18 protein-coding genes and 1 tRNA gene are annotated in these 22,999 nt (G+C 39.4%); 11 read left to right on the top strand and 8 right to left on the bottom strand.

Annotated elements, in window-relative coordinates:
• Positions 1 to 32: 32 nt before the first annotated feature.
• On the bottom strand, positions 33 to 1,598 hold the full coding sequence (locus B5X76_RS05445) for a glycerol-3-phosphate dehydrogenase/oxidase (protein ID WP_079641986.1): 1,566 nt from the start codon (positions 1,596 to 1,598) through the stop codon (positions 33 to 35).
• A 236-nt stretch (positions 1,599 to 1,834) separates the two neighbouring features.
• Between B5X76_RS05445 and B5X76_RS05435 the strand changes: the two genes are divergently transcribed.
• Positions 1,835 to 2,596 carry a DeoR/GlpR family DNA-binding transcription regulator gene (locus tag B5X76_RS05435; RefSeq protein WP_079641982.1) on the top strand — a complete coding sequence of 254 codons (762 nt, stop codon included), beginning with the start codon at positions 1,835 to 1,837 and terminating at the stop codon, positions 2,594 to 2,596.
• Positions 2,597 to 2,637: 41 nt separating this feature from the next.
• Here B5X76_RS05435 and B5X76_RS05430 read toward each other — a convergent pair whose 3' ends face one another.
• On the bottom strand, positions 2,638 to 4,188 hold the full coding sequence (locus B5X76_RS05430) for an OmpP1/FadL family transporter (RefSeq protein WP_079641980.1): 1,551 nt from the start codon (positions 4,186 to 4,188) through the stop codon (positions 2,638 to 2,640).
• Between the two features lie 96 nt (positions 4,189 to 4,284).
• Complete coding sequence (locus tag B5X76_RS05425) at positions 4,285 to 5,448, bottom strand: outer membrane protein assembly factor BamD (RefSeq protein WP_245800949.1); 1,164 nt, start codon at positions 5,446 to 5,448, stop codon at positions 4,285 to 4,287.
• Positions 5,449 to 5,703: 255 nt separating this feature from the next.
• Here B5X76_RS05425 and proS point away from each other — a divergent pair, with 255 nt between their 5' ends.
• From proS to B5X76_RS05405, 4 genes are all read left to right on the top strand, one after another.
• Complete coding sequence (proS, locus tag B5X76_RS05420) at positions 5,704 to 7,176, top strand: proline--tRNA ligase (protein WP_079641975.1); 1,473 nt, start codon at positions 5,704 to 5,706, stop codon at positions 7,174 to 7,176.
• Between the two features lie 174 nt (positions 7,177 to 7,350).
• Positions 7,351 to 8,166 (top strand): Rossmann-fold NAD(P)-binding domain-containing protein, encoded by an 816-nt coding sequence (locus B5X76_RS05415; RefSeq protein WP_079641973.1) that lies wholly within the window; start codon positions 7,351 to 7,353, stop codon positions 8,164 to 8,166.
• A 32-nt stretch (positions 8,167 to 8,198) separates the two neighbouring features.
• The gene (locus B5X76_RS05410) at positions 8,199 to 9,344 is read left to right on the top strand and encodes a cystathionine gamma-synthase (RefSeq protein WP_079641971.1); all 1,146 of its coding nucleotides are present in this window, start codon (positions 8,199 to 8,201) and stop codon (positions 9,342 to 9,344) included.
• Between the two features lie 5 nt (positions 9,345 to 9,349).
• On the top strand, positions 9,350 to 10,126 hold the full coding sequence (locus tag B5X76_RS05405; RefSeq protein WP_079641970.1) for a TIGR02757 family protein: 777 nt from the start codon (positions 9,350 to 9,352) through the stop codon (positions 10,124 to 10,126).
• Positions 10,127 to 10,128: 2 nt separating this feature from the next.
• Here the strand turns inward: B5X76_RS05405 and B5X76_RS05400 are convergent, their stop codons facing one another.
• The 5 genes from B5X76_RS05400 to B5X76_RS05380 form a co-directional block, all read right to left on the bottom strand.
• The gene (locus B5X76_RS05400) at positions 10,129 to 10,560 is read right to left on the bottom strand and encodes a GNAT family N-acetyltransferase (RefSeq protein WP_079641968.1); all 432 of its coding nucleotides are present in this window, start codon (positions 10,558 to 10,560) and stop codon (positions 10,129 to 10,131) included.
• Positions 10,557 to 11,555 (bottom strand): type I glyceraldehyde-3-phosphate dehydrogenase, encoded by a 999-nt coding sequence (gap, locus tag B5X76_RS05395; protein WP_079641967.1) that lies wholly within the window; start codon positions 11,553 to 11,555, stop codon positions 10,557 to 10,559. The genes B5X76_RS05400 and gap overlap by 4 nt, the downstream gene beginning before the upstream one ends.
• A 26-nt stretch (positions 11,556 to 11,581) precedes the next feature.
• Entirely contained in the window at positions 11,582 to 12,223 is a 642-nt protein-coding gene (locus tag B5X76_RS05390; RefSeq protein WP_079641965.1) for a peroxiredoxin family protein, read from the bottom strand.
• A gap of 165 nt (positions 12,224 to 12,388) precedes the next feature.
• Positions 12,389 to 15,385 carry a protein translocase subunit SecDF gene (gene secDF / locus B5X76_RS05385; RefSeq protein WP_079641963.1) on the bottom strand — a complete coding sequence of 999 codons (2,997 nt, stop codon included), beginning with the start codon at positions 15,383 to 15,385 and terminating at the stop codon, positions 12,389 to 12,391.
• 368 nt (positions 15,386 to 15,753) lie between these two features.
• Complete coding sequence (locus B5X76_RS05380) at positions 15,754 to 16,254, bottom strand: hypothetical protein (protein ID WP_079641961.1); 501 nt, start codon at positions 16,252 to 16,254, stop codon at positions 15,754 to 15,756.
• Between the two features lie 208 nt (positions 16,255 to 16,462).
• On the opposite strand from B5X76_RS05380, the gene guaB reads away from it, so the two are divergent.
• From guaB to B5X76_RS05350, 6 genes are all read left to right on the top strand, one after another.
• On the top strand, positions 16,463 to 17,938 hold the full coding sequence (gene guaB, locus B5X76_RS05375) for an IMP dehydrogenase (RefSeq protein WP_079641960.1): 1,476 nt from the start codon (positions 16,463 to 16,465) through the stop codon (positions 17,936 to 17,938).
• Between the two features lie 124 nt (positions 17,939 to 18,062).
• Positions 18,063 to 18,185 (top strand): 30S ribosomal protein THX, encoded by a 123-nt coding sequence (locus B5X76_RS05370; RefSeq protein ID WP_079641958.1) that lies wholly within the window; start codon positions 18,063 to 18,065, stop codon positions 18,183 to 18,185.
• A gap of 433 nt (positions 18,186 to 18,618) precedes the next feature.
• On the top strand, positions 18,619 to 21,195 hold the full coding sequence (locus B5X76_RS05365) for a phosphoenolpyruvate carboxylase (protein ID WP_079641957.1): 2,577 nt from the start codon (positions 18,619 to 18,621) through the stop codon (positions 21,193 to 21,195).
• Between the two features lie 70 nt (positions 21,196 to 21,265).
• The gene (locus B5X76_RS05360; RefSeq protein WP_079641932.1) at positions 21,266 to 21,808 is read left to right on the top strand and encodes a hypothetical protein; all 543 of its coding nucleotides are present in this window, start codon (positions 21,266 to 21,268) and stop codon (positions 21,806 to 21,808) included.
• Between the two features lie 147 nt (positions 21,809 to 21,955).
• Positions 21,956 to 22,846, top strand: a complete 891-nt coding sequence (locus B5X76_RS05355) for a Ppx/GppA phosphatase family protein (protein ID WP_079641931.1) — start codon at positions 21,956 to 21,958, stop codon at positions 22,844 to 22,846.
• A gap of 41 nt (positions 22,847 to 22,887) precedes the next feature.
• Positions 22,888 to 22,971, top strand: a tRNA-Leu gene (locus B5X76_RS05350).
• The last annotated feature ends 28 nt before the right edge of the window (positions 22,972 to 22,999 follow it).

The following is a 22,999-nucleotide window of genomic DNA, read 5'->3' as shown; positions in this document are numbered from 1 at the left end:
ATCTAATCGGGTTTATATTAGTAGCTTATTTATTATAAGGTGTAATTTTTGACAAGTGCGGTGTAGTCTGCAATTTCCTGTTGAATCCAAGCTTGGTCTTTTCCGAGTTCCTTAGCCATTATTTCGGCTACTTTTGGAGCTGCTTCTAAGGACGCTTTGGCGTCTAACAACAAAAAGCGAACTCTTCGAGCTAAGAAGTCTTCGACTTTGGCGATCATCTCATGACGACATGCCCATACCACTTCTGCTGCTATAAATTCGAAGTTCGGGTGTAGCAACTCGTTGAGTTGAGGAGATTGTGATGCCAGCTCAAGAATAGGGGCTACGTCTGTCCCATATACCTGCCAATGTCCTGTTTTTTTCTCCTGGGAGTAGCCGTGGATAGGGAGATGCTGTGTTTTACAGGCCTTAGGTGTCAATCCTACTGTTTTGATCGCTAAATCGATGGTTTCTTCAGCCATTTTTCTGTAAGTAGTCCACTTGCCTCCGGTAATGGTAATTAGATTGGATGCGCTTTTGATAAGCTTATGATCTCTTGATATTTCTTTTGTGCTGCCCGAGTCGCCATCTGTGGGAGCAGCTAGGGGTCTAAGTCCTGCAAATACACTTAAAACGTCTTTTTCAGTAGGTGAATTTTCAAGGTATTGATTTGCCGTTTTTAAGATAAAACTGATTTCTTCATCCAACGGCCTCGGTTCTATCTGATGTGCATTTAATGGCGTGTCGGTAGTGCCTAATAATACTTTGTCGTGCCAAGGCACTCCAAATAATACTCGTCCGTCACTGGTTTCTGGAATCATTAAGGCATCATCATTGCCCAGGAACTTTTTATCTATTACGATATGGGCTCCTTGACTTGGTCGTACAAGGTCTTTGTGAGTTGTGCTGTCCAACTTTAAGATATCATCTACAAATACACCTGTTGCATTAATCACAGCCTTCGCTTTTATGGTATAGTCTAATCCTGAAAGCCGATCTTTGAAGTTAATTCCATTTGTTTTACCTGCTTCATCTTTGGATATCTTATTTACTTCGGCATAGTTAAGAAGTGTTGCGCCATGTTCTGAAGCAGTCTGTCCAAGATTGATCGCTAATCGGGCATCATCAAATTGACCATCATAATATAGCACACCACCAACTAATCCCTTTGTTTTGATTTTGGGTAACTTTTGGATTACATCTCTCTTGTTTAATAGCGTCGATTTTCCTATGCGAAGTTTACCTGCCATCCAATCGTACATTTTTAGACCTATCAGAAACTTAAGCTTATTGAAGGTCGAGTATGATGGAATTACAAAGCTTTGAACAAAGGAAACATGAGGCGCATTTTTAAAAAGTAAGCCTCTTTCCTTGAGCGCTGATAAAACGAGTTTGATATCTCCATTTGCGAGATAACGGACACCACCATGAACTAACTTGGTGCTTTTGCTTGAGGTCCCTTTTGCAAAATCATATTTCTCAATTAGGAGCGTTTTATAGCCTCGTGAAGCTGCATCAACTGCAATTCCAAGTCCTGTGGCTCCGCCGCCTATGATTGCAATATCCCACATTGCTGTATCTTGAATGCTTTCTAAAGCTTCGTTTCTTGTGAAATTCATTTTGTTTTACTGTGTTTATGTGTGCTTTGTTTTGTAAAAATAATAAAAAACGTAAACAAACGAAAGTTTGTGAAGTCTTTTAGATAAATGCTTCTGTTTTGAAATAACTTAATTATCTTAGGATTATAAAATATCCGTATGATAGAGCGATTACGATTGTAAGGGCATATGATTTCGAGATATCCTTCAGAAGCATAGAGACAAGTATTGACCATTAAAAAGTAAGTAATATACATATGAACAATGTTGAGCGTCATCAATATATCATCAAACAAATAAACCAAAATGGACATGTTTCTGTTTTGGAATTGTGCGAAGAATTAAATGTTTCTTCTGTAACAATTCGTAAAGATTTACAGTTTTTAGAGGATACGGGATTAGTGTATCGGACGCACGGAGGGGCCACAAGACAGAATCCGTATCAAACGGACAGACCTGTTGTTGAAAAGGAAAAAATTCACGAAGAAGAAAAGATAAGAATTGCTAAAGCTGCGTCTCATTTAGTAATGGCAAATGATTCTATTATTATAGGGTCGGGGACGACAACTCAGTTTTTGGGGAGAGAGATTTTGCCTCAGGGAAATCTTACTGTAGTTACATCTGCTCTGAATGTGACGTTAGAACTGCTCAAACATCAGAATGTCGAGGTTATACAACTCGGGGGATCAGTGCGTCGCACTTCGTCCTCTGTGACAGGACAGTATGCTAATAATATCCTAGATCATTTTTTCTGTTCGAAATTGTTTTTAGGAGTAGATGGTATCGATATGGATTACGGAATATCGACAACTAATGCGCAAGAGGCAATGTTGAATCAGAAAATGATTTCTGTAGCCCAACAAGTTATTGTACTCGCAGATTCAAGTAAATTTGGTAGGAAGAGTTTTGGAAAGATTGTGGATTTTTCGCAGATTGATGTTGTAATCAGTAATGACATACCACCTGCTTTTCAAGAGCTTTTTGAGTCGCTTGGGATAGAAACTATCATAGCGAAATAAGAAATGGGGCTTTCTTCTAGAGAAAGCCCCATTTCTTATTTTTAAAACTTAGCACCTAGGGTGAGGATACCACTTGTCCTTTTGTGATCGATAGAAGCTACTGGGCTAGAAGTTCCCCAAAAAGTTTCATTAATCGAGTAAGGAGCTTGTTTGTATGAGTTTACTTGATGTACAACTGCTAAGTCCATGTAAAGGGTGTTTGTTAGTTTTACACCTAAACCTAAGCTTCCACTATAATTTTCATCTTCAATTCCACCTTTGTAAGGATTGCCGAAATAATTGAATCCAGCACGTCCGCTTAGTATATTGGTGAATAAAAACTCACCCCCTGCTCTGAAATTGACAGCGCCCTTGTAAAGATCCTTGATATCGCTATTGATATCGTCGTAGCTTGTATTCAATGAGTTGTTTGCGGTCGAATAACGCATAGAATTGTAAGTGACATATTCTGCGTCGGCAGTCAATAACCCTCTGCTAAAGAATTTCGTAAGGCCTAAACCAAATTTCCAAGGAGTGGTAATGTTATAATCCTGTGCGCTGTCGTAGAATTTTGATTCGTAACTATGGAAAGGATCTTTGGCTGTATCGTTATCGTAAAAATCTACATCGGTGTAAGTCCGCGTATCGTCTTTGATTGTCGTCCAAGTTGGCGTATTGATTGTAACACCAATATTCCAATCGGTAGTAGGTTTGAATATCATACCTAATTTTAGATCTATTCCAGAACCTTCTGTAACTTGTCCAAAATTATCGAATAATTCATAGCTGGCATTGGAGTATTTATATAAATCATTAGCAGGGTCAGCATATGGTGAGTTTGGATTATCTGCTAGTATTTCGTTTCTTGTTTTGGTCCAGCCATTTTCTATGAACTGTGTGCTTTTTTCATAACGGAAAGAGGTGATGCCCAGTGTAGCTCCGATGAAAAACTGATTGTTGTAGTTTGATCCGAAAGCAATGGCAGTTTTACTGCGATTGCCTCTCGTGATTATTTCATTGTATTGATCTTTTGCAGCTCCTTCTTTAGCCAAAGGGAAATATCCTTTTTCAGCATCTCCAAATTGCTCTACTATGTTGGATCCTGCAAAGTCAGTTCCGAAGCTACCGGACATAATATCTGATAGGGCATTTACAATAGTTGTGTTGTTATTAACCCCTTCATAAGTAATTCTATTGTTATAATTTTGGGTTTTGTTATAGCTCAAGCCGACATTAAAGTTCAGCCAGCCTGAATTGGAGCGGTAGTTTGAAGTTGGGAAATGAAATACTACTCCGGCCTGATCAACCCCAAAGTTGTCTTTTTTACTATTCGAGTTCATTCCTTCAAATAGGGTTTTATTCTTATTCCCTAGATAATTGAATGTGACAGACATATCGGAACGGCTGAAAAAGCCCAAACCTGCAGGATTACCATTTATAGCCGAAATATCTCCACCTAAAGCGGTCTGTGTATTACCAAGACCTTTCATACGCGCAGATCCCCCAATATCTTCTTTAGAAAATGTTAAGGCATCGTCTACAGTTTGTGCATGTGTTTGTGTCCAAAAAATACTGGATACGAAAACGGAAAGGATGATATGTTTTACTCTCATATGGGATGATTTGTCCTATTTAAATAAACAGCCAATAGCGAGATTGGCTGTTTATGTTGATATTTATTAGTTTAACTAAATAACTGTACTTTTAGATTAGCGTCTTGATGAACCCGACGAGCGTGATCCGCCACCTGAGCTAGATGCACCACCGCCTCTGGACATGGATCCGCCACCACTTGACATGGATGAACCACTGCTGCTTCTTGAAGGTGGCGTGTATGTGCTACCCGAGTTCGAGCTACCGCTGTCTGTACGACGGCTTTGTGGTTGCGTAGTTGGACGCGATGAACCTGAGCGTTCTGTAGTGCTAGGTCTTGTGACCGTGCCGTTATTTGCAGGCTGTCTGCGACCACTTGTCGAATTTCTTACATCAGTCGTCGGTCTGTTGCCTTCTGATACGGTACTGCCTCTACGTGAGGAGCTTACTGAACCTCTTGAGCTTTCGCTATTTCCACGTGAGGTACCTACACGATTTGAAGTACTAGAGCCATCAGCCCCTCTACGGCTTGATACGCTAGAACGGGTGTCGATACGCCCATTTGCATCGCGGCTTATTGTTGTAGATCCACGTCTACTAGAGGACGTAGCGCCTACATCTCTGCGACTCGAACTTCCTGTTCTGGAATTGAAACGGTCACGATTGTCGGAACGTACCGAAGAGTAGGTTGGACGGCGACCAGATCCTCCATAATAGTAGTTGTTGTGTCCATGTCCATAATATGGGTGTCCCCACGAATTGTAGTAGGAATTGTGTCCCCAATATCCGCCACCATAGCCGTAATAAGGTCTTCCCCATCCGTAACCATAATAAGGAGAACCCCAACCATAACCGTAGTATGGAGACCTCCAGCCAAAACCAATAGACCAGCTAGATCCCCAGCCCCAGTTGGACCAACCTAAACCAAAACCACCATATCCATACCAAGGGTCAAACCATGGGTCATAATACGCCATACCTGGAGAAGAATAATAGAAACGATTAATACGGTTAGCATATTCTAATTCCTGATATTGTCCGTCGTTATATTCTTCATCTGAATATTCGTCTGCATAATACTCATTGGCTGCATTCGAGTCAGAGTTCTGATTCTCGTCGTAGTAGTAATCTGGACTTTGGTACACCGGAGCTGGTCTGCCTGCGTTCTGATTGTTGTAGACGTCGTCTCTGTAGGTGACTTGTCTACTTGTCGAACAAGAACTCAGTACAGCAACAAGTGCTAAAGCCCATCCGCCGATTAATAATTTATTTGTTTTCATCTGCTTAATTTTTTAGTTTTTAGTTCTCAGATGGAGCGTTTAATGATTTTTATGTTCAATCATGTCTGGCTCATTATATCTTTATCGCTAAAGTTGTCTGATAATCCAGTGTCTTTTTACTATCTTAGACGCATATTTTTGCGAAGGTTTAATCCCAATCTCAAAAATATAAATAAATTTAGTCTCAAAAAAAATATTGATACGGTTTGACCGTAACCATAATATATTGTTACAAATTAAATAGTTATAAGATCAATGAGTAAAGGAATAACAAGTAGAAGCGAGGATTATTCTCAATGGTACAATGACCTGGTGATTAAGGCTGATTTAGCGGAGTATTCTGCTGTACGTGGGTGTATGGTCATAAAACCCTATGGGTATGGTATTTGGGAACGTATACAAGCTATTTTGGACAAGCGTTTTAAGGAAACAGGTCACAGTAATGCTTATTTCCCCTTGTTTATTCCAAAGTCTTTTTTCTCTAAGGAGGCTTCTCACGTCGAGGGATTTGCTACCGAATGTGCTGTAGTGACCCATTATCGATTGAAAAATGACGGTAACGGACAGATTGTTGTCGATGAAGATGCTAAGTTGGAAGAAGAACTGATTGTACGTCCTACGTCTGAAACGATTATCTGGAATACATATAAAGGTTGGATTGAGTCTTATCGAGACCTTCCAATCCTTGTTAATCAATGGGCTAATGTAGTACGTTGGGAAATGCGGACGCGTTTGTTTTTGAGAACAGCAGAGTTTCTTTGGCAGGAAGGACATACGGCGCACGCGACCAAAGAGGAGGCTGTAGCTGAAGCTAATCAGATGCTTGAAGTATATGCTGATTTTGCGGAAAATACGTTAGCGTTACCTGTTGTACGTGGTAGAAAAACAGAAAATGAACGTTTTGCGGGTGCGCTGGACACACTTTGTATAGAGGCATTAATGCAAGACGGAAAGGCGTTGCAAGCTGGTACATCTCATTTCTTGGGACAGAATTTTGCCAAGGCTTTTGATGTTAAATTTACAAATCGTGAAGGTAAGCAAGAGCATGTATGGGCGACTTCATGGGGAGTGTCTACGCGTTTGATGGGAGCTCTGATTATGGCGCATTCGGATGATCAAGGGTTGGTATTGCCTCCAAAGCTAGCTCCGATTCAGGTTGTTATCGTGCCGATATATAAAACAGACGAGGAGAAAGCTAATATTGATTCGTTTGTGACAAGTTTACAAGCCGAATTGAAAAGTAAAGATATCTCTGTTAAGTACGATGACCGTGATACGCAACGTCCAGGGTTTAAATTTGCCGAATGGGAACTTAAGGGGGTACCGGTACGCGTGGCGGTTGGTGCGAGAGATATGCAAAATGGAACTGTAGAATTGGCGCGTAGAGATAAGCAAACTAAAGAGACTGTAGGGCAAGAAGGGTTGTCAAACAGAATTCAGTTGCTTCTGGAAGATATCCAGCAACATATGTATCAAAAGGCTTTTGATTTTAGAGAGACTCATACTACAGAGGTGAATTCGTATGAAGAGTTTAAACAAGTGATCGAAACTAAAGGAGGCTTTGTGTCCTGTCATTGGGATGGTGCTGTGGAGACAGAGAAACGTGTTAAGGAGGAAACTAAAGCGACTATCCGTTGTATACCTTTGGATGCAAAGGATGAAGAGGGTGTTTGTATTTTTACAGGTAAACCTTCCGCGAGAAGAGTGTTGTTTGCAAAGGCGTATTAAGTCTCCGATGTATTTTCCTCTATAAAAGAATCTAAATGGATGAGGAGAGCTACAAAATTCGCTTTCATATTACGCGCAATTCTATTGCTTATAAAGGCGAATTTATGTAGGTTTGAAAACAAGGGTAAAACCGTAAAATTGTAAAATTTTACGGTTTTACTATTTTAATAAGATATGGATATCGAATCATTAGGTAAATCAGCTGCAAATCGTGTACTTATCCTAGGCTGTGGATGGGTTGGTGAGGAATTTGCACATGCAATGAAACTTCGCGGTAATGAAGTGTGGGTTACGACGACCACCGAAGAAAAGAAACTTCGATTAAGTGAGCAAGGATTTCAATCTGTTTTGTTAGACTTTGATTCAAAGGTAGTTATAGATGGATTCGATATGCCTACTACGTTTGATTTTGTGTTAAATTCAATTCCAGCCAGTTCCCGTAATTCTCAAGAAGTATTACTAGAGCGATTCAACTGTATTAAGCTTCTTTTGGAACAGCTTACTTTTCGGAAGCATATTTATTTGAGTTCCATTGGGATTTATCCCGATGCGGATGGTCTTTTTGATGAAAATTGGCAGGATCATCTCGATGAAAGATTATTGCTCGCCGAACAAACCATGCAGCAAGCAGATAATACCTTGATTTATCGGTTAGGTGGACTTTTCGGAAAAAGCCGGATTTTTGCCAAGTATTTTAGTGGTAAAGTGTGTCGAACTGGTAATCAACCTGCTAATTTTGTTCATCTTGCGGATGTAGTTAAATTATTGGTTTTGGGATTTGAAAGGCTGAGGGTAGGAGAGATATTTAATATTGTTGCACCCGAGCACCCGAAGAAGAAGGCTGTTATTCTGGCATCTGCTGCGAAATACGGATACGCTGGTCCTTCGGCTTTTGAATCGACATTTAATTTTCAAAAAATCGTATCTGGACAAAAGATAATAGATGAACTGCAATACCACTATAAGTATCCGTCACCTTTAAAATTTTAGTAAATTTACCTTTATAATAAATATATACGATTATGGCTTATAAATTCGCAACTCGAGCTATCCATGCAGGGCAGGAGTCTGATCCAACGACTGGTGCTGTAATGACTCCTATATATCAAACTTCAACCTATCAACAGGCTTCACCGGGTGATCATAAAGGATATGAATATTCTAGAGGTACAAATCCAACTCGTACGGCATTAGAGGAGTGTTTGGCTTCTTTAGAAAATGGGAGATATGGTCTGGCATTTTCAAGCGGTATGGCTGCTACGGATTGTGTGCTTCGACTGTTAAAGCCAGGAGATGAGGTTTTGACAGGAGATGATCTTTATGGAGGATCGTATCGTATTTTTACAAAAGTGTATGCGGAATATGGGATTAAGTTTGTCTTTGTAGATACGGCTGATATCCATGCTGTTGAACAAGCGATTTCGGAACGAACCAAACTGATTTGGATCGAAACTCCAACAAATCCTACCTTAATGCTCGCTGATTTGGAAGCTATAGGTCGGCTTGCAAAAGCCGCATCGATATGGTATGTTGTTGATAATACCTTTGCTTCTCCGTATTTACAAAATCCTTTGGATATGGGCGCGGATATCGTGATGCATTCTGCTACTAAGTATATTAATGGTCATTCTGATTTGGTGATGGGAGCATTGGTGGTAAATGATGAAACTTTGTATAAAAAACTCCGTTTCTTTTATAATACTTGTGGAGCTACACCTGGTCCACAGGATTGCTTTTTAGCTCTTAGAGGGATCAAGACTTTACATTTACGGATGCAGGCACACTGTGATAACGCCAGAGATGTAGCTGTTTTTTTAAAGGGGCACCCTAAGATAGAACGTATCTATTGGCCAGGCTTTGAGGATCAGCCAGGACATAATATCGCCAAAAAGCAGATGCGGGATTTTGGAGGGGTGGTGTCTATCGTGCTAAGGGATGCTGACTTGAAGGAGACTTATCGTATTGCGTCTCGTTTTAAGCTTTTTAAATTAGCGGAGTCTTTAGGAGGAGTAGAATCTTTAGTCAACCATTCGGTTTCGATGTCACATGGCTCTGTACCCAAAGAGATAAGGGAGCGGGTAGGGGTAGTAGATAATCTGCTTCGTCTTTCAGTTGGAATTGAGGCTATCGAAGATCTAATCGCAGATTTGGAACAAGCATTGGCTTAAGAAATATGAGTGGATTTAACCTTAAGGAATTCCTTGATGGAAAGGTGGATGAGTATAACCAACCGCAGTTTGTGGATAATGATCCGATTTTAATTCCTCATCTTTTTCAGAACAAGGAGGATATAGAGATCATGGGCTTCTTTGCTGCGATATTTGCCTGGGGGCAACGTAAAACTATTATCAATAAATGTAAGGAACTGATAGATAGGATGGATGGGGCACCTTATGATTTTATTCGAAATCACAAGGATGCAGATTTGAAACGTCTGCTCAACTTTAAACATCGTACGTTTAACGATACTGATTTATTGTATTTTGTTTCGTTTTTTCAGTTTCATTATAATACAAATGATTCTCTAGAGGATGCTTTTTTAATCGGTCAGAATGAAGAGGTTTCTTTTTCGATTGAAATTGCGTTAAATCGTTTTAAGACCTATTTTTTTTCATTAGCAGACTTCCCTTTACGTACCAAGAAGCATATAAGTTCTCCTTTTCAGAAATCAACTTGTAAGCGATTGAATATGTTTCTTCGATGGATGGTACGTAAGGATGATAAAGGTGTCGATTTTGGAATATGGAGCCGGATTACTCCAGCCCAATTGATCTGTCCTTGTGATGTTCATGTGGAACGTGTAGCACGTAAACTAGGATTGATTACTTTGGATAAAATTAACTGGAAGGCAGCGTTGGAGCTGACTGAAAATTTACGTGCATTGGATGCTGATGATCCGGTGAAATATGATTTCGCGTTATTTGGACTTGGTGTGGAGCGCGAAATGTAATTTTATAATAACTTAAACATTTCACGGTGTGGTCCTATTTCCGCTATTTCAAATTCGTCGGACATAAATTCAAAACCTAAGCTCTCGTAAAAAGGAAATGCTACGACTCTAGCATTAAACCATAAGTAATCAATATGCAGGTGATCTCGTAAGTGTTCCATAGCAGCAAGCAGTAGCTTGCCAGCATAGCCTTTACATCTTGAATCGGATGCCGTGGCCATTCCACGTAAACGATAGGCTGATTTTGGTAGTTTACCATGATTTTCCTGCATGCAGGTAAGTATAGATACCAACCGGTCTTCTTCAAAATAGCCCAGGTGAAATGTGCTGGGATATAAATCATGATCGAATATGCATTCGGATTCTGGTAATCCATTTCGCAATACTTGCGAACGAAGGGGCAAAGTTTGTTCTGCAGTTATAAAACGTATCATGATTTGCTGATTTTTTCTAAAATATCAACGAGCCTGTTGGAATAGCCAAATTCATTATCATACCATCCCACCACTTTTACAAGTCCTCCGACGATAGAAGTTAGTTGAGCATCAAATACGCAGGAGTAGGGATTATTAATTATATCTACTGAAACGATAGGGTCTTCTGTGTAGTAAAGAACCTGTTTGAGTTCTCCGTTGGCAGCTTCTCTGAATTTTTGATTAATTTCAGTAACAGTTGTTTTTTTTCGGAGTGTACATGTAAAGTCTGTTAGTGAGCCGTTAAGTACGGGTACACGTATTCCGGCACCACCTAATTTGCCTTCTAAATGGGAGAAGACATTGGTTATAGCTTTTGCCGCTCCTGTGCTTGTCGGTATGATCGAAGAAGACGCGGCGCGGGCTCTACGCAAATCTCTATGTGGAGCATCATGGAGATTTTGGTCTCCTGTCATCGAGTGTACAGTCGTGATGTAACCGTCTTCTATTCCCCAATTTTCATCTAGGATTTTGACCAAAGGTGCTACGTTGTTCGTGGTGCAGGATGCATTGGAAAAGATTGGCGTACTCCAATCAAAATCACGATCATTGATACCTAGTACAACTGTTGGTACTTCTTTGTCTGAAGATGGTGCTGAAATCAGCACTTGTTTAGCTCCCGCTTGAAGATGAAGCGCAGCATTTTGCTGAGAAGTGAAAAATCCAGTAGATTCTACCACTAGATCTATCTCTAGGGATGACCAGGGAAGATCTGCTGGATTTTTTTCATTCAGAATTAATATTTTTCTACCGTTTACTTGAATAAAGTTTTCGCCATGGGACACTTCTCCTGGAAATGGGCCATGTACAGAATCATATTTTAATAAATGTGCTAAGGTCGATGGACTAGTGAGATCATTAATCGCTACAATGTCGATGTTTGGAAGCTGACGAACTAATAGGTTACGTAAGGTATGTCTACCTATACGACCGAATCCATTTATTGCTATGTTCATGTATATTATTTCTAATTTTTGATTTTCTACTTGATGTAAGCTGCTATTATTTCATTGATGTTTTTGTCTCCATCCCAATGTGTCTGAAGCTTGTTGTCGGCGGTATAGACATAGTTTGCTGGGAATTGTTTTGGAACATGGAATTTCTGAATGAACTCTTGGTTTTTGTCATAAAGTACTTCAATGTTAGGCTTGCCTACAAGTTCTTTTGCAAAGGTTTCTAAAAATGAAGCCATCAATGCAGGGTCATTCATGGAGACAAAATAAATGTTTACATTTTTGATACTGTTGTAGTTTTTACCGAGTGCCGCTGCTTCTGTCCTGCAGTGTGAACAGCCTGGGTCAAAAAGAATAAACACTGTCTTTTTTCCTTTGGGAATATCTGTATTTGTAAATGATATGCCAGATTTTACTTTGTAAAATGTAAATGCAGGTATTTGAGCGATAGGCTCGCCTTGTGCTAAGTTTGCCATTGCAGCTGACTGCTCTTGGTTTTTGGAAGACGGAGTTTCGTCATGTGATCCGTGATCATGAGCACTGTGATCATGGCCTTCATGTCCCTTGGATTCTGCTTGTTTTTGCTCGGTATTGCTAGGTGTATTTGAGCAGCTCGACAGGCCTAGCGATATGCTTAACATCAGATACGCCGGTATAATCATTTTCTTCATACGTTTGTGTTTAATAGCTACAAACTTAGATAAAATGCTCTTAATTCATGCATGTCTAGTTCAAAAAGTAAACGAATCTGACGTTTGCATGTTTAAATGTGAAAGGAAAAAGAAAAGGCTATCCGTATTCTGGATAGCCTTTTCGTATAAGATAATATACTGACCTTATGGTGTTACTACTTTTACTTTTTCTTCTGCAGGTTGAGCGATGCTTTTACCTTTTCCTAAGTCGTAAACTGTAGGGGCAGCTAATATAATTGATGAATACGTTCCAACGATTATACCGATCAAGATAGCGAAAGAGAAACCTCTAATCACTTCACCTCCGAAGACGAATAAAACTGCAAGTACAAATATAATGGTCAATGATGTAATAATCGTACGGCTTAATGTCGTGTTGATCGCGTGGTTGATCACATCTCCAAAATATCTATTCATACCTCTTGACTTGTTTACATCTTCTCTGATCCGGTCAAAAACAACTACAGTGTCGTTTACAGAGTAACCCAGCACCGTTAGGAAAGCTGCTACGAAATGTTGATCGATATCAAGAGAGAAAGGAACAATACCATCTAAAATCGAGAATAATCCTAACAAAATGATACCATCGTGAATCGTAGCCACAGCCGCACCGACAGAATATTGCCATTTGTGGAAACGAACTAATATATATCCCGCGATGATGAAAATACAAAGTAAGCTTGACCACACTGCTCTGTCCTTAATGTCTGAAGCGATTGATGGACCTACTTTTTGAGAGGAAAGGATTTCATATTTATTGCCTTGTTCTTTAGACAATCCTTCATTCAATTTGGCTAATACTTCTGCATCTGCTTCGTCAGAAGTCTCCGTAACATGGTATGTTGTCGTTACTCGGACTTGGTTTTCGCTACCGAATGTTTTTACTTCTGTCGTCGATTGGAATGCTTCATCGAGGTTTTGACGTACTTTCTCCAGGTTCACGGCATTGTCATAGCGAACTGTAAATGTACGGCCGCCTTGGAAATCTACTCCTAATGTAAAGCCTTTTGTGAAGATAAAACCAAGGGAAATAGCTACAGCGATTAACGAAATTGTATAAAATACTTTACGCTTTTTGATAAATTGGTAATTCGCATTTTGAAGCGTTTTCTCAGACCAAGGAAATGAAACTGATATTTTCATATCTCTATCTAGCATAAATTCGAAAATCAAACGAGAGATAAAGATAGAAGTAAATAGTGACGTAATAATACCTATCATTAACGTCGTTGCAAAACCTAAGATTGGACCTGAACCGAAGAAGAATAGCACTAGACCTACTAAGAACGTCGTGATCTGTGAATCTAAAATAGAAGGTAAGGCGTGTTTATAACCATCGGCTATAGCCTGACGAATACTTTTGCCAAGACGTAACTCTTCACGGATACGTTCATAAATAAGTACGTTGGCATCCACAGCCGTACCCATCGTTAATACGATACCTGCAATACCAGGTAAAGTTAATACCGCATTTAATGATGCTAAGATTCCTAAAAGGAAGAATACGTTGAATAATACAGCGATGTTGGCTGCCCAACCTGCTTTATTATAGTAAACTACCATGAAAATCATCACGATGACAATACCGATTACAGCGGAGTTTACTCCAGAGTCGATCGCAGCTTGTCCTAGAGAAGGACCGACGATCGCTTCTTCGACGATCTTAGCAGTTGTTGGAAGGCGACCCGCTTTTAATACGTTTGCTAAATCTTTTGTGTCTTCAATCGTAAAGTTTCCGGATATAGATGAACTTCCTCCTGGGATTTCATTTTGTACTGTAGGAGCAGAGTAAACAACCCCATCTAATACGATTGCTATCGAAGCCTTTGTTTGTGCTGCTTTAGCAGTAATTCTTCTCCACTCTTTAGCACCGTACGAATTCATCTGCATAGATACTTCAGGAGCATTTGTTTGCGGGTTGAATGCATCTCTAGCATCAGTGATAACCTCTCCGGTTAATACGGAGCCATGCTCTCCTGGAGCTGGTTTGATGGCATATAAGGATAAAAGGCTAGGTGTGCGTTGCTCTGGTTTTACAGCCCACATCAACTTAAGGTTTGAAGGGATCTGTGATTTTATCTCAGGTCTTGCTAAGTACGCATTTACTTTAGCTGTATCTTTTAGATTGGCTATACCTACCTGAGCACCTGGAGCTAATTGTTGTTGTCCATTTTCAGCTTGATAGATAGAAGGCATCAATATACTAAAAAGTGGATTCTCTGCAGAAAGATTGGCTGCAGCAGCGCTAGAATCTTGCTTGTCTCCCTTGTTAGCACCAAGATTTGCTAATAGCGTTTCTTCCGATTTTGTAGTATCAGCCGCTGTACTATCTTTTGTTGATACAGTTTTAGCAGGTTCGGTAGTTTTTAATGAACTAGCCAATGAACGGTTTATATTCTCTAGTAGCGGATAAACCTGCATATTGTCATGAGTTTCATAAAACTCCAATTTTGCAGATCCTTGTAATAGTTTACGAACACGGCTTTCATCATTTACACCTGGCAATTCAATTAAGATGCGGTTGGTACCTTGTTGAATCTGAATGTTTGGCGATGCTACACCGAATTTGTCGATACGTGTGCGTAATACCTTGTATGAGTTCTGTATCGCGTTGTCTGCTTCTTTTTGAAGGAAACTTTTTACGTCAGAATCTGAGCTTGTAGCTTTTATAAAGCTAGCATTATCTTTTGTAGCAAAAAAAGAAGCTAAACTTGATGATGCCCCACTAGCTTTGTAATCTTCGATAAAGTGGTCAACAATGGATTTGTTTGATGACTTGCTTTTTTGGATAGCGGAGTTTAAAGCCGTGTTAAACTTTTCATCTTTTGGATTGTTGGCTAGGTTCTTTATCAACTCATCTAAGGAAATCTCCATAGTGACGTTCATCCCTCCTTTAAGATCCAGTCCTAAAGCGAGTTCATAAGATTTACATTCTCTGTACGTGTATTTGGCAAAACCTAAGTTATAAACCGTTTCGCCCGCAATGGAATCGAGGTATGCTTTTTCCTTTGCGATATCGCCTCCTGCATATGCCTCAGCTTCACGTTCCACTTTTCTAGTTACAAAAGTGAATGATAAAGAATAGAGACAAGCCAATGCCACTATTATTACCAAAAATTTAATCAGCCCTTTACTCTGCATTTTCTGTATTCGTCTATTAGTTTGATATAGTTTATGTTTTTTAATTGCTCTAAATCTCGTGAAAATATCTTAAAGTATCGTTAATCATTGGGCTCAAAAGGACTAATAGGTCACTTTTATTGGCTTGGATTATACCCAATACTCTAATAAAAAATATTTTACCAAGAATCGCAAAGGTATAAAAATTTTGTATAATGAAAACAAAATAAATAGATAACTATTGAAAAGTTTTTGTTATGGGAATGTGAAGAAAAAACTCTTTAAATCTGTGGGGGGCGGAATATTAAGGGTGAACTGGGAGCCTCCATTCACCCTTAATTGATTTTGTAAAAAGAACCCTGTTTCCGATGTATAGCAGGGACTTTGTACTATTTCAATGTGAATTTAAATCCAAGTGTGAATCTAGAAGGTTCGAAACTTGAATTGTGTGTCAAATTCCACCAAGGCTTCCAGTCAAAATGAAACGCCAAAGGTGCGGAAGGTATTTTGAACTCAAGTCCAATAGCAGGTCGGATAGCTACATGGGTGTGATTGTCACGATGGTCGTCATCAAACCAAATGTTATCGTTGTCCAAGAACGCTATTTGTGGACCTATCCCCACATACCAGCTCAACCCTCTAGCACCGCGTATGGCTTGGTTGTATGAATAGTCGACACCTATCAAAGTTACATTATCTCCGAAGAGTACTTGCGCGTTACCAGCATTTTGACTGTCGAAAAAATGCTTAATTTGAGGTCCACCTAAAGTTGGACCATCACCAACATCTATACCAACCCCTAGGGAAGTTCTATAGGACTGTGCTTGTACCGCGCTTGAAGTACCGATCAATAACGCTGCGGTAAATACAGGTAAAATAAATTTTTTCATGAAAACGAAATTTATATTGAATGTGATTGTAAATGTATTTTGATGCCCATTGCAAAGAGCTTGCCAAAAAGGATTTCTAAAGCCTTAAAAGAAAAAAAATAATTTATAATATGAAGGTCATTAAATAGGGGACGTAATTTTTATTTTGCATATTTAGTGAAAATTTGTAATTTTGCCTGGCAAATAGAGAACCCACAAGATATTTGCCATGCAATTAGATCCACAAAAATTCGTAGCTGAAGGTCTTACATATGACGATGTATTATTAATACCAGCTTACTCCGAGATTCTACCGAGAGATGTAGATACAAGCACATTCTTAACTAAGAAAATCAAATTGAATATACCATTGGTTTCGGCTGCTATGGATACGGTCACGGGATCAGACTTGGCTATTGCAATAGCACAGGCTGGGGGGATAGGAATGTTGCATAAAAATATGACTATCGACGAACAAGCTGCGGAGGTTCGGAAGGTAAAGCGTTCGGAGAGCGGCATGATCCAAGATCCTGTTACGTTGTTGGAGACTGCTACTGTCGGAGATGCCTTCAGTATCATGAGAGAGCATAAAATAGGTGGTATACCTGTTATTGATATCGAAGGTAAATTGGTGGGTATAGTTACTAATCGTGATCTACGATTCCAAAAAAATATGCAACGTCCCATTCAGGAATTAATGACAAAAGAAAATCTTGTTGTTGCTCCAGAGGGAACTGATCTGGTGAAGGCCGAAGAGATTCTTCAAAATCATAAAATAGAGAAGTTGCCTGTTGTGGACGGGAATTATGTTTTAAAGGGATTGATCACATTTAAGGATATTCAAAAGTATAAACACTATCCAAACGCTGCTAAAGACGAACACGGACGTCTATTGGTCGGTGCTGCAGTTGGAGTTACAGGTGATACGTTAGAGCGCGTAGATGCACTTGTAAAGGCGGGTGTTGATGTGGTGACTATAGATACAGCCCATGGACACTCTTTAGGTGTTATCAATAAATTAAAAGAAGTTAAGGCGAAGCATCCTGATTTACAGGTTATCGTAGGTAATATAGCGACAGGTGCTGCGGCAAAAGCTCTGGCTGAGGCTGGTGCAGATGCTGTAAAAGTAGGTATAGGACCGGGGTCAATATGTACTACACGTATTATTGCCGGTGTAGGGGTGCCTCAATTGTACGCTGTTTATGAAGTAGCTAAGGCGTTAAAAGGAACCGGAGTACCGTTAATTGCTGATGGGGGAATCAAACAAACTGGAGATATTGCTAAAGCTATTGCCGCGGGAGCGGATACGATTATGGCTGGTTCATTATTCGCAGGAGTGGAGGAAGCACCAGGTGAAACGATTCTGCTCGAAGGACGTAAATTTAAGTCGTACAGAGGTATGGGATCGATCGAAGCAATGGAAAAAGGATCTAAGGATCGTTACTTTCAGGATGTAGAGGACGATATCAAAAAGCTTGTTCCGGAAGGTATTGTTGGTCGTGTACCTTATAAAGGTACTTTGGCGGAGGTTGTGTATCAGTATATAGGTGGATTGCGTGCTTCTATGGGATACTGTGGAGCAGCTTCTATCGGGAAATTGCAGGAAGCACAGTTTGTACGTATCACAGGAGCTGGATTGAGAGAATCACATCCTCATAACATTCAGATTACGAAAGAAGCGCCAAACTATAATAGCAGAGGCTAGTATTATAATTAAAAAAACAAAACAGGAGCCACCCGAGGGGTGGCTCCTGTTTTGTTTTTAGCTTTTTTTAATGTAAATTGTGTTTGATTATCAGCTTTATGTATTATTTAAATAAATAGGTATTATGGGAAAAGGAGATAAAAAAACAAAACGGGGTAAGATCATAATGGGGTCTTATGGGAATCGCAGACCAGGTACTAAGAAGCCTTCAACAAAAAGTCAGACTGCTACAGAAGATCATAATTAAGCAACCGAAAGGTTGCTTTTTTTTCTGAAAGTGTTCGTATTTAATGGACATCAAGAACTTTCATTTCTGTTCGAGATTCAATGGAATCATGAAAGTTTTGTTTTTTTAGTGTCACTTAGTTAAATAATTTGGTTTTATTTTGATATATTTTTATAAAAAAGCTTTTAAAAATGCGATTTTGTTAAAATTTATGCTTTTTTTATGTATTTGTTTGTTACATTTGAGCACAAAGCTAAGAGAGGAGGTAAACCGCGTTTGACTCGGAATGACGTGACAGTTTAAATTTGATACAGCTTTGATAATGATAGGTGCAAAGTAAACCGAGTGTAGCGAGCTCATCAAATAATTATTTACATATGAAATACTCATGTTTATTGAAGGACAAACACCCATGAGTATTCCATATGACCATTAAAAGTCAAATTATTTACATATGAAATTAAGTCAAAAACAAGCTGTATTTGAGAATGAAGTGCTTACGCGCTTTGATTTATTTAAGAGTCTATTTTTAACCTTACCTTTTCAGCGTGTAAAGCATACGGGGACACTTCTTCCATTTTTTACGACGCATTGTGAGCAAGGTGTAGCGAGGCATGCAACTCCTGAAGAAATAATCGATAGTTTTTTTCAACAATATGAACAGTATATTCAACATGATGACCGTGTAGATTTGCTTTTTAGAATCGTGCAATATATCGAACGACAGGTAGTATTGTTTGACGCGATAGAAGACTCATCTTTTCAGGCAGTGGGTAAAAGCGATGAAATCGGCGGACTTAATTCTTTGTTTAAGTTGGCACAGAACGATCCGAAGTTGAAAAAACAAATCGTCGAAAAGTTAAAGGATTTTTCTGTACGGTTGGTACTTACTGCCCACCCTACGCAGTTTTATCCAGGCCCTGTACTAGGAATAATTAACGATCTAATCGAAGCGATAAAGGCCAACGATATATCTAATATCCATTTGTTGCTTCAGCAACTGGGAAAGACACCATTTATCAAACAACAACGCCCGACTCCTGTAGATGAAGCCGTGAGTCTTGCTTGGTACTTAGAAAATGTCTTCTATAAAGTGACTTCTGGAATCCAATCTAAGATAGACGATGAATTGGAAGTGCCATCGGAAGATGTGAAGCAGCTTATTGAACTCGGATTTTGGCCCGGAGGGGATAGGGACGGTAATCCTAATGTAACAGTAGAAAGTACGAAAAAGGTAGCTAGTATGCTTCGAACTATTCTATTTCGTTGTTATTACAGGGACTTCAGGAATGTAAAGAGAAGAATCACTTTTAGGGGGGTAGAGAGTTATCTTGAAAATCTACAGGATCTTTTTTACAGCAATAGTTTTAATCCTATAGACGATCCCAAAGATGATACTCCAGAAATTCTTGAGAATCTGAAGGCAATTAAAGGTGTGCTTCATTCTTTGCATAATGGCTTGTTTGTTGAGTTGGTCGAGGATTTAATTCGCAAAGTAAATACATTTGGCTGTTATTTTACGACTTTGGATATTAGACAGGATAGTTCTGTATTACGGCAGACGACGAATTATCTTGTGGAGAAATATAGCGATGTGTTGAATATTTCATTAGATCAGGTTACTGGAGAGGAAAAAGTAAAACAAAGTGCACTTCCATTCACAGAGAATGAACTGCTGTATTCGGATGAAGCTGCGGCGTTGGTAAAAGATACAATAGGTGTCATTCGGCTTCTAAAGAATATACAACGCTCTGGAGGAGAGCGAGCGGCTCAACGTTTTATCATATCAAATTGTCAACAAGCCTCGGATATTCTTGGTTTGATGCAGTTGTTCTTATGGCAGGGCTGGCAGAAAGAGGCACTTTCGATAGATTTTGTGCCGCTTTTTGAAACGGTGGATGATTTATCGCGCGCCTCTGAAGTAATGCAAACATTATATACAAATCGGGTTTATGCAGATCACCTTAAACGTCGAGGCAACAAACAGACGATTATGTTGGGTTTTTCAGATAGCACCAAAGATGGAGGGTACTTAATGGCCAATTGGTCTATTTATAATGCTAAGATCGAATTGACTGCGTTAGCTCGGGAGTATGGTATAGATTTGGTGTTTTTTGATGGACGTGGAGGCCCCCCTGCTCGTGGCGGAGGTAAGACACAGCGCTTTTACGCGTCTATGGGGACAGAAATTGAGAATAAACATATACAGTTAACAATTCAGGGGCAGACCATCAGTAGTCAATATGGCTCGCTAGACACAGCACAATATAATATCGAACAATTATTGCATGCTGGGTTGATATCGGAAATTCGACAAAATCAAGGCGACACACTTACAGATAAGCAGAAGAAGATAATTGAAGATATGGCTGAGGTAAGCCATAGTAAGTTTCTATCACTTCGTAATCATCCTTTGTTCTTAAAATATCTAGAGGCGCTAAGTCCTTTAAAAGTACTCGCGTCTATCAATATTAGCAGTAGACCTGTAAAGCGTAATTCGGATAGAGATCTTCGATTAGAAGATTTGAGAGCCATTTCATTTGTGACCTCCTGGAGTCAACTTAAACAGAATATTCCAGGTTTCTTTGGAGTCGGTACCGCATTGCAATGGGCCGAAGAGAATAATCTGTGGTCGTATGTGCGCAACCTATATGAGAATTCTGGTTTTTTTAATACTTTGATCGATAATTGCATGATGTCTATGACTAAGTCTAACTTTGCGATTACGGCCTATATGCGTGACGATGCTACCTTTGGTGAATTCTGGCGTACACTGCATGACGAATATGTCAAAACAAAGGCCTATCTGTTAAAGTTAAGTAGTTCGGAGGTTCTTATGGAAAATTACCCCGTAGAGCGCGCTTCTATTTTGGAACGGGAAAAGATCGTTTTGCCGCTACTGATTATCCAACATTATGCGATACGTAAGTTGCAAGATAGTAATCTTCCCTCTGATCAGGAAGACGCGTATAAAAAGCTCATTGGAAGAACTATTTATGGTGTTGTAAATGCAGGTAGAAATCTCGCTTAATAGTTAATCTGAAAGTATGGCGAATTCTGATAGATATTTTATATTTTTGTATTCGAAAAAAAGAATTAAAATGAAATTAAATACTTTGTTTTTTGCCGCGATTTGCGCTGGTACGTTATTCAGCTCTTGTGTAGATAAAACTGCGAAAGAGAGACAATTGAAATATACGCATACTTCATTGGTAGACGGTGATGCTTTTGCTATTTTTCAAAAGGTAGGTGAAGCTGCTCAGACAGGTGTAGTGTTGGCTGAACAGACAGAAGCGAATGGAGATGCAGCATCAAAAGCGGTAGCTTCTAAAGTAAAGGCTTTCTATGCGCAGTTACTTCCATCTTTAGATACTATTGCTACAGCACTTCATGTTGATTTCCCTATTAAAGGTATTCCTGCTGTGGAGACTGTGGTTAATGATTCTACAGCGGTAGCTTCAGTGGCAAAAACAGATTATGTACATGATGCAATACATGAGATTGCTTTTGTGAAAGAGCAATTAAAACGTTTGAGCCGTAATACAAATGAAGATCTTCGCAAGTTAGGTAAAGAACAATTACATTTGGCAACAGAATTGTATACGCAGATAGGCGGTAAAGAAGAAGCGCACGCTGGTCACTAATCAAATCAACAGCTTGTTTGAAATATGGGGAGATATAATTATCTCCCCCTTTTTTTTCTTTTATTCTTGTATAATGTTAATTCTAACACTAACTTAACATTGCATTAATATTAAACCAGTATTATTGAAACATTAAAATAAATGTAAGTGAGATACGCAGCTATAGATATAGGATCCAATGCAGTCCGTTTGTTGATTGCAGATATTTTAGAGAAAAAAGAAGAAGTTGTTTATACGAAGAACACTTTGCTTCGGGTGCCCTTGCGTCTGGGGGATGATGCATTTATTGATAAGCATATATCTATTGGGAAATTTCAGGATATGGTAAAGACTATGCGCGCATTTCGCAATTTGATGGATGTTTACAAGGTGAGTGATTATATGGCTTGTGCGACTTCGGCAATGCGTGATTCAGATAATGGAGCAGACGTGGTTCGAGCGTGTCAGGAGGAGGGGATTGATATAAAGATTATTGATGGAGGCATTGAAGCAAAGATTATTTATAACTCTTACTTAAGTAGCACGATCGATAAGACTAAGGTCTATTTGTATATCGATGTAGGAGGGGGGAGTACGGAAATTACACTGTTTGCTAATGGTGAACTTGTTGATTCTCGCTCGTTTAACTTGGGTACGATTCGTATTTTGGACAATCAGGACCAACCTGAGACTTGGGATACCATGCGACGTTGGGTTAAAGAGAAGACGAAAGGACATAAAAATATATACGGGATCGGAACAGGTGGTAATATTAACAAATTGTCCCGCATTGCTAATGAAAAGGGAGATAAGCCCATGACCTATGCTAAGTTGAAAGCAATCTATGATCACCTGAATTCATATTCCCTAAAAGATCGTATTCACGAATTGGGATTGCGTTCGGATAGAGCAGATGTAATCATCCCTGCGTCGGAGATCTTCTTGACTATCATGAAGGTAGGACATCTAAAAAATATTGTGGCTCCAAGGGTAGGGCTTGTAGATGGAATTATTCAAACCCTGATAGATAAAAAATTTAAAAATATTCCTACAATTTAACTTGTAGCTTTGAAAAAAAGCTATATTTTTGTCGGAGTAATACCCAGGTGGCGAAATTGGTAGACGCACCATCTTGAGGGGGTGGCGCTCGCAAGGGCATGGCAGTTCGAATCTGCTTCTGGGTACACAAAAAAAGCGATTAGTTTTCTAATC

The sequence above is a fragment of the Sphingobacterium nematocida genome (genome assembly GCF_900168125.1).
In the GTDB taxonomy this organism is placed as follows: Bacteria; Bacteroidota; Bacteroidia; order Sphingobacteriales; family Sphingobacteriaceae; genus Sphingobacterium; species Sphingobacterium nematocida.
Note: the sequence above shows the minus strand (reverse complement) of the source record. Positions and strands in the feature narration are given on the sequence as shown.

Coding starts and splice junctions, on each gene's coding strand:
- B5X76_RS05415 (WP_079641973.1), top strand. CDS start 7,351: ATGGATATCGAATCATTAGGTAAATCAGCTGCAAATCGTGTACTTATC.
- gap (WP_079641967.1), bottom strand. CDS start 11,555: ATGAACATAGCAATAAATGGATTCGGTCGTATAGGTAGACATACCTTA.
- B5X76_RS05390 (WP_079641965.1), bottom strand. CDS start 12,223: ATGAAGAAAATGATTATACCGGCGTATCTGATGTTAAGCATATCGCTA.
- secDF (WP_079641963.1), bottom strand. CDS start 15,385: ATGCAGAGTAAAGGGCTGATTAAATTTTTGGTAATAATAGTGGCATTG.
- B5X76_RS05425 (WP_245800949.1), bottom strand. CDS start 5,448: ATGAAAACAAATAAATTATTAATCGGCGGATGGGCTTTAGCACTTGTT.
- B5X76_RS05430 (WP_079641980.1), bottom strand. CDS start 4,188: ATGAGAGTAAAACATATCATCCTTTCCGTTTTCGTATCCAGTATTTTT.
- B5X76_RS05410 (WP_079641971.1), top strand. CDS start 8,199: ATGGCTTATAAATTCGCAACTCGAGCTATCCATGCAGGGCAGGAGTCT.
- B5X76_RS05370 (WP_079641958.1), top strand. CDS start 18,063: ATGGGAAAAGGAGATAAAAAAACAAAACGGGGTAAGATCATAATGGGG.
- B5X76_RS05405 (WP_079641970.1), top strand. CDS start 9,350: ATGAGTGGATTTAACCTTAAGGAATTCCTTGATGGAAAGGTGGATGAG.
- B5X76_RS05365 (WP_079641957.1), top strand. CDS start 18,619: ATGAAATTAAGTCAAAAACAAGCTGTATTTGAGAATGAAGTGCTTACG.
- guaB (WP_079641960.1), top strand. CDS start 16,463: ATGCAATTAGATCCACAAAAATTCGTAGCTGAAGGTCTTACATATGAC.
- B5X76_RS05435 (WP_079641982.1), top strand. CDS start 1,835: ATGAACAATGTTGAGCGTCATCAATATATCATCAAACAAATAAACCAA.
- B5X76_RS05445 (WP_079641986.1), bottom strand. CDS start 1,598: ATGAATTTCACAAGAAACGAAGCTTTAGAAAGCATTCAAGATACAGCA.
- proS (WP_079641975.1), top strand. CDS start 5,704: ATGAGTAAAGGAATAACAAGTAGAAGCGAGGATTATTCTCAATGGTAC.
- B5X76_RS05360 (WP_079641932.1), top strand. CDS start 21,266: ATGAAATTAAATACTTTGTTTTTTGCCGCGATTTGCGCTGGTACGTTA.
- B5X76_RS05400 (WP_079641968.1), bottom strand. CDS start 10,560: ATGATACGTTTTATAACTGCAGAACAAACTTTGCCCCTTCGTTCGCAA.
- B5X76_RS05380 (WP_079641961.1), bottom strand. CDS start 16,254: ATGAAAAAATTTATTTTACCTGTATTTACCGCAGCGTTATTGATCGGT.